Raw genomic sequence first — 5966 nt, 5'->3', positions numbered from 1 at the left:
ATTGGAGCGCAAGGTGGAGGACCTCAAGGAAGAGCTCTTTAACCTGCGTTTCCAGATGGCCACTGGCCAGCTGGATAACCCCCTTCGGATTCGCGAGGTTAGGCGGGATATAGCCCGGGTCAAGACCGTACTCCGGGAGCGGGAACTGAAGGAGGAGCGCGCCCAGATGGGCGATCCAGCCCGCCGGGCAGCTCAGGGTAGCTGAGGAAGGAGGAACTAGGTTTGGCGGATATAAGGCCTAAGCGCAAGGTTCGGTTGGGCCGGGTTGTAAGCGACAAGATGGATAAGACCGTAGTTGTCCTGGTGGAATCTTTTCGTAAGCACGATCTGTACGGGCGGCGGATGCGGACCAGCAAGCGCTACCTAGCCCATGACGAAGAGAATCGTTGTCGGGTAGGCGACAAAGTATTGATCATGGAGACTCGACCGCTTAGCGCCCGCAAGCGCTGGCGGGTAGCAGAAATCCTGGAGACTTCCGCTCAGCCAGTGCCCGAGCACGACCTGGCGGAAGAATAGGTTGACCTCTAAGTTATAGGAGGGGAAGCCATGATACAGCAGGAGTCAGTCTTAAAAGTGGGAGACAATACGGGCGCGAAGAAGCTGCTTTGCATCCGGGTCTTGGGCGGCTCCAAGCGGCGTTATGCCAGCGTTGGCGATGTCATCATCGCTTCGGTCAAGGAGGCAGCCCCCGGCGGAGTAGTCAAGAAAGGCGAAGTGGTCCGAGCAGTGGTGGTTCGCACCAAAAAGGAAATTCGTAGGCCAGACGGCTCCCACATTCGCTTTGATGAGAATGCAGCTGTAATTATCAATGACCAGGGAACGCCCCGAGGAACCCGTATCTTTGGACCGGTGGCTAGGGAGCTTAGGGAGCGCGATTTCATGAAGATTGTCTCTCTGGCACCGGAGGTGCTGTAAGTACTCCGATTGTTGGTGGGCAGTGGCAAGAGCCGCCGTCTGGGCGCATCCCCGGTCGGAGTCGAGGCGCGGGATGGTTCTTGGGGACGGGGGGTGGACGGCGGTTGTGGCGGCTGTCCACCGACAATGGCGGTTTTAACGGAGGTGATACCTGTGAGTCGGGCCAAATGCCACGTTAAGAAGGGCGACACGGTTTTAGTGTTGAGCGGGAAGTATGCTGGAAAAAAGGGAAAAGTCCTGACCGTCATTCCGGACCAGGGCCGGGTGGTGGTGGAAGGAGTAAATATTGTTAAGAAGCACCTTAGGCCGACGCCAAAAATGCAGCAGGGCGGTATCCAGGAGCGCGAGGCCCCCTTTCCTGCCTGTAAGGTTATGGTAGTCTGCGGAAGCTGCAATACTCCTACCCGGGTGGGGCGGAAATTCCTGGCGGATGGAAAGAAAGTGCGCTACTGCAAGAAATGCGGCGAGGTGCTGGACAAGTGAGGAGGTTTGGCAGATGGGTTTGCCCCGCCTAAAAGAGAAATACCTTAGCGAGGTCAGGCCGGCCTTGATGAAAAAGTTCGGCTATAAGAATCCCATGCAGGTCCCCAAGGTGGAAAAGGTGGTAATCAATATGGGAGTTGGCGATGCTACCCAGAACCCCAAGCTTCTGGACGCAGCCGTCAATGACCTGACAGCGATTGCCGGACAGCGGCCGGTCGTAACCAGGGCTAAGCGCTCGATTGCCGCCTTCAAGGTGAGGGCCGGAGTACCGATCGGCTGCAAAGTGACTATCCGCGGGGACCGGATGTACGAGTTTTTGGACCGGCTGATCAACGTGGCTCTTCCCCGGGTGCGGGATTTCCGTGGGGTTTCCGCTGATAGCTTTGACGGGCGCGGCAACTACAATTTAGGGCTCAGGGAGCAGCTGATCTTTCCTGAGATCGATTATGACAAGGTGGAGAAAGTCCGGGGCATGGACATATGCATTACTACCACCGCCAAAACCGATGAGGAGGCTCGGGAGCTCCTAAGGCTCTTGGGCGTTCCTTTCCACGATTAATGAGCCAGTAAAAGAGGAGGAGCAGCGTGGCTAAGAAATCGATGATTGCCAAGGCCAAAAGGCCCCAGAAGTTTAAAGTGCGCCATCACAATCGGTGCCAGATCTGCGGGCGGCCTCATGGCTACATGCGCAAGTTTGGGATCTGCCGCATTTGCTTCCGGGAAATGGCTTACCGAGGAGAAATTCCCGGTATCACTAAAGCCAGCTGGTAGGGTCTACAAACTTGAAAGGGGGTATGCTCCGTGGCGATGACCGATCCGATTGCTGATTTCTTGACCCGGATTCGCAACGCCAATACAGTCCGGCACGAGAAGGTAGAAATCCCTGCCTCCAAAGTAAAGCGGGCCATGGCCGAGATTCTCAAGGAGGAAGGGTTTATCCGGGATTATGAATACGTAGAGGATGGGAAGCAGGGTATCCTTCGCCTCTACCTCAAGTATGGCCCCGAGCGGGAGCGGGTGATCAGCGGCCTCAGGCGCATTTCCAAGCCTGGTCTCAGAGTTTATGTGCGCAAGGACCAAGTACCGCGGGTGCTGGGAGGATTAGGAATTGCTATTATTTCTACCTCCAAGGGGATAATGACCGACAAAAAGGCGCGGGAACAGGGGTTAGGCGGAGAAGTACTCTGCTACATCTGGTAAATGGGGGTGAAGAGGTGTCTCGAGTTGGAAAGCAACCCATTCCCATTCCCCAGGGAGTGGAAGTGGATATTAAAGGCAACCTGGTTACTGTAAAGGGGCCTAAGGGGCAGCTGACCAAGGAGCTGCACCCGGAGATGAGCATATCCAAGGAGAACGGCCAAATCAGGGTTACCCGCCCCAGCGACCAGCCTCGGCATCGGGCCTTGCACGGGCTGACTAGGAGCTTGGTGGCCAACATGGTTCATGGAGTCTCCAAGGGCTATGAAAAGGGGCTGGAGCTGGTAGGTGTAGGTTACCGCGCTGCCAAGCAAGGGCGGAAGTTAGTGCTTACGGTAGGTTATTCCCATCCGGTGGAAATTGAGCCGGAAGAGGGGATTGAACTGGAAGTCCCTGCCCCCAACAAAGTGGTGGTAAAGGGGATCGATAAAGAGCGGGTAGGGGCGGTAGCTGCCAATATCCGGGCGATTCGTCCGCCTGAGCCTTATAAGGGCAAAGGCATAAAGTACGAAAATGAGGTCATTCGCCGCAAGGCGGGCAAGGTAGGAACCAAGAAGTAGGGGGATAGGGCCGTGATTAAAAAGGAGAGCCGCAAAGAAGTTCACCGTAGAAAGCATCTGCGGGTAAGAAAAAAGATCGCAGGCTCCGCCGAGAGGCCCCGCCTGACTGTCTACCGTAGCCTGAAGCATATGTATGCCCAGATTGTCGATGATACCAATGGCCGCACCCTGGTGTCGGCATCCACGCTAGATCCGGAGCTACGGCAAAAGCTAACCAACCGAGGTAACCGGGAAGCTGCCCGCCAGGTGGGGTTGGCTCTAGCGGCCAAAGCCTTGGAGCGAGGGATTAGCCGGGTAGTATTTGACCGCAGCGGCTACATCTACCATGGGCGGGTTCAGGCGCTGGCAGAAGGGGCCCGTGAGGGCGGCCTGGAGTTTTAAGGAGGGAGACAATGCCGCGGATCAATGCCGATGAGTTGGAGCTTACCGAAAAGGTAGTCAGCATAAACCGGGTGGCCAAGGTGGTAAAAGGAGGCCGGCGGTTTAGCTTTAGCGCCCTGGTGGTAGTTGGTGACGGCCAAGGTCATGTCGGGGTCGGGTTGGGCAAGGCAGGAGAAGTGCCGGAAGCCATCCGCAAAGGTACCCAAAATGCTAAGAAGAACTTGATTGAGGTACCCCTGGTGGGGACCACCGTTCCCCACGAGGTAATCGGCCATTTTGGGGCTGGCAAGGTGATGATTCGCCCCGCCTCCGAAGGTACCGGCGTAATCGCCGGGGGTGCGGTGCGAGCGGTTATGGAGTTGGCGGGCGTCAAAGATGTATTGACCAAGTCCTTAGGTTCCTCCAATCCCATCAACATGGCCTATGCCGCCATAGAGGGCTTAAAACTGATGAAGCGGGCTGAAGAAGTGGCCCGGCTGCGTGGAGTCCCGGCGGAACGGTTGCTGGGGTAGATGGGAGGCGGGAGCGATGGCAAGGATGCTTAAAGTTACGTTGGTAAAGAGCCTAATTGGCAGTTCGCCTAAACAGCGGGCGACGGCCAAGGCTTTGGGATTGAGTCGGCTTCAGCATTCTCGGCTGCATCACGATACCCCTGATATTCGGGGCAAGATCAAGCAGCTGGCCCACCTCTTGGCGGTGGAAGAAGTTGAAGCCGAGGGCGACTACAGCCGTTAGGAGGTAGAAACATGGTAAGGTTAAATAACCTGGTGCCTCCCCAGGGCGCGAGGGTAAAGCCTTTTCGAGTGGGACGGGGTATTGGCTCCGGCAACGGCAAAACTGCTGGGCGCGGCCACAAGGGGCAAAAGGCTCGCTCGGGCGGAGGAGTTCGGCGCGGGTTTGAGGGCGGCCAAATGCCCTTGGTGCGCCGTATACCCAAGCGGGGATTCAAGAACGTTAACCGCAAGGTCATGACCGTGGTCAACCTGGACCGGCTCAATGGTTTTGCCGACGGGACCCAAGTTACCCCCGAGTTGCTGGTGGAGAGCGGTATCATTAAAGAGATTAGGGATGGGGTCAAAATCCTAGGGCAGGGCGACCTCAAGCGATCGCTAGTGGTGCGGGCTCATGCCTTTAGCGAATCCGCTGCTAAGAAGATTGAGGCAGCCGGTGGCCGAGCTGAGGTGGTCTAGTTGTTAGAAACTCTGGTCAAGGCTTGGCAGCTTCCTGACCTGCGCAAAAAGATCACGTTTACCGCTTGGATGTTCGTGATCTTTAGGCTGGGAGCTCACATTCCCGTGCCTGGCATAAACCCGGAGGGCGTTGCTGCCCTACTTCGGGAGGGAACGCTGTTCGGCTTCTTTGATATTATTTCCGGCGGCGCCTTTAAGAATCTTTCCGTCTTTGCTATGGGCATAGTGCCCTACATTAACTCTTCCATTATAATGCAGCTTTTAACGGTGGTAATTCCCTATTTGGAGAGGCTGGCCAAGGAAGGGGAAGAAGGCCGCAAGAAGATTGTTGCTTACACCCGGTACGGGACCGTGCTCCTGGGCGCTATCCAAGCCACCGGCATGGCCATCTTTTTGGGGCGAAGCACGACCGCGGGCGTTCCCGCCCTGGCCCACCCTTCATTTTGGAATTATGCTGTAATCGTAATCAGCTTGACTGCCGGTACCATATTCCTGATGTGGATGGGAGAGATGATTACCGAGCGGGGAATCGGCAACGGCATTTCTTTGCTGATCTTTGCCGGTATTGTTTCCCGGTTCCCCAGTATGGGCTACCAGGTAGTGCAATACGTTCGCACCGGTGAGGCCAGCGTTGTAGCCTTAATTTTCTTCTTGGTTATGGCGGTAGTGGTCATTGGCGGTATCGTAGCTATGAACGAGGGGCAGCGGCGCATCCCGGTACAATACGCCAAGAAGGTGGTCGGGCGGAGAGTCTATGGTGGCCAGAGCACCCATATACCCATGCGGGTAAACCAAGCTGGGGTTATCCCCGTGATCTTCGCCATTTCTATCCTTTTGTTTCCGTCGACCATCAGCACTTGGTTTCCTAACAATGCCTTTATGGCAGCAGTAACTAGGATTTTTAGGCCCGGGACGGCTTTCTACCTCAGCCTTTACGCGCTGCTGATTATTTTCTTCACTTACTTCTATACGGCGGTGACTTTTAACCCCCGGGATGTTGCTGATAACATTAAGAAGTATGGTGGTTTTATCCCGGGCCTGCGCCCAGGGCGGCCTACGGCCGAGTACATCGAACGGGTATTGTCCAGGATTACCCTGGCCGGGGCAATATTCCTGGCGATAATTGCGCTTTTACCTAACTTTGTTGAGGCCACCACCGGAATGAACATTGCTTTTGGCGGCACCTCGCTCTTGATCGTAGTGGGCGTGGCCCTGGAGACTATGAAGCAGCTGGAGGCGC

The 5966-nt window shown here is 56.0% G+C and carries 13 protein-coding genes; all 13 read left to right on the top strand.

The genetic code is table 11. From position 1 onward, the window contains the following. The first annotated feature begins 1 nt into the window (after nucleotide 1). Nucleotides 2–205: a 50S ribosomal protein L29 gene (rpmC, locus tag H5U02_13435; GenBank protein MBC7343425.1), complete on the top strand. Its 204-nt coding sequence runs from the start codon at nucleotides 2–4 to the stop codon at nucleotides 203–205. 17 nt (nucleotides 206–222) lie between these two features. Further along, nucleotides 223–516, top strand: coding sequence for a 30S ribosomal protein S17 (gene rpsQ, locus H5U02_13430; GenBank protein ID MBC7343424.1), 294 nt, complete (start codon nucleotides 223–225; stop codon nucleotides 514–516). 30 nt (nucleotides 517–546) lie between these two features. Then, the gene (gene rplN, locus H5U02_13425; protein ID MBC7343423.1) at nucleotides 547–915 is read left to right on the top strand and encodes a 50S ribosomal protein L14; all 369 of its coding nucleotides are present in this window, start codon (nucleotides 547–549) and stop codon (nucleotides 913–915) included. A 126-nt stretch (nucleotides 916–1041) separates the two neighbouring features. Further along, nucleotides 1042–1398: a 50S ribosomal protein L24 gene (locus H5U02_13420; protein MBC7343422.1), complete on the top strand. Its 357-nt coding sequence runs from the start codon at nucleotides 1042–1044 to the stop codon at nucleotides 1396–1398. Between the two features lie 19 nt (nucleotides 1399–1417). Then, the gene (gene rplE / locus H5U02_13415) at nucleotides 1418–1957 is read left to right on the top strand and encodes a 50S ribosomal protein L5 (protein ID MBC7343421.1); all 540 of its coding nucleotides are present in this window, start codon (nucleotides 1418–1420) and stop codon (nucleotides 1955–1957) included. 26 nt (nucleotides 1958–1983) lie between these two features. Next, nucleotides 1984–2169: a type Z 30S ribosomal protein S14 gene (locus H5U02_13410; protein MBC7343420.1), complete on the top strand. Its 186-nt coding sequence runs from the start codon at nucleotides 1984–1986 to the stop codon at nucleotides 2167–2169. A gap of 30 nt (nucleotides 2170–2199) precedes the next feature. Then, nucleotides 2200–2598 (top strand): 30S ribosomal protein S8, encoded by a 399-nt coding sequence (gene rpsH / locus H5U02_13405; GenBank protein MBC7343419.1) that lies wholly within the window; start codon nucleotides 2200–2202, stop codon nucleotides 2596–2598. A gap of 14 nt (nucleotides 2599–2612) precedes the next feature. Next, on the top strand, nucleotides 2613–3155 hold the full coding sequence (gene rplF / locus H5U02_13400) for a 50S ribosomal protein L6 (protein ID MBC7343418.1): 543 nt from the start codon (nucleotides 2613–2615) through the stop codon (nucleotides 3153–3155). 12 nt (nucleotides 3156–3167) lie between these two features. Continuing rightward, a complete protein-coding gene (gene rplR, locus H5U02_13395) occupies nucleotides 3168–3536 on the top strand; it encodes a 50S ribosomal protein L18 (protein ID MBC7343417.1) in 369 nt (122 codons plus the stop codon). Nucleotides 3537–3547: 11 nt separating this feature from the next. Beyond that, nucleotides 3548–4048, top strand: coding sequence for a 30S ribosomal protein S5 (rpsE, locus tag H5U02_13390; protein MBC7343416.1), 501 nt, complete (start codon nucleotides 3548–3550; stop codon nucleotides 4046–4048). Between the two features lie 16 nt (nucleotides 4049–4064). Beyond that, nucleotides 4065–4271 (top strand): 50S ribosomal protein L30, encoded by a 207-nt coding sequence (gene rpmD / locus H5U02_13385; GenBank protein ID MBC7343415.1) that lies wholly within the window; start codon nucleotides 4065–4067, stop codon nucleotides 4269–4271. 11 nt (nucleotides 4272–4282) lie between these two features. Further along, nucleotides 4283–4726, top strand: a complete 444-nt coding sequence (gene rplO, locus H5U02_13380; protein ID MBC7343414.1) for a 50S ribosomal protein L15 — start codon at nucleotides 4283–4285, stop codon at nucleotides 4724–4726. Then, nucleotides 4727–5966 (top strand): preprotein translocase subunit SecY (secY, locus tag H5U02_13375; protein ID MBC7343413.1); only part of this gene is annotated, 1240 nt, incomplete at its 3' end.

This window comes from Clostridia bacterium (assembly GCA_014360065.1).
Classification (GTDB): Bacteria; Bacillota; DSM-521; order Neomoorellales; family JACIYF01; genus JACIYF01.
Note: the sequence above shows the minus strand (reverse complement) of the source record. Positions and strands in the feature narration are given on the sequence as shown.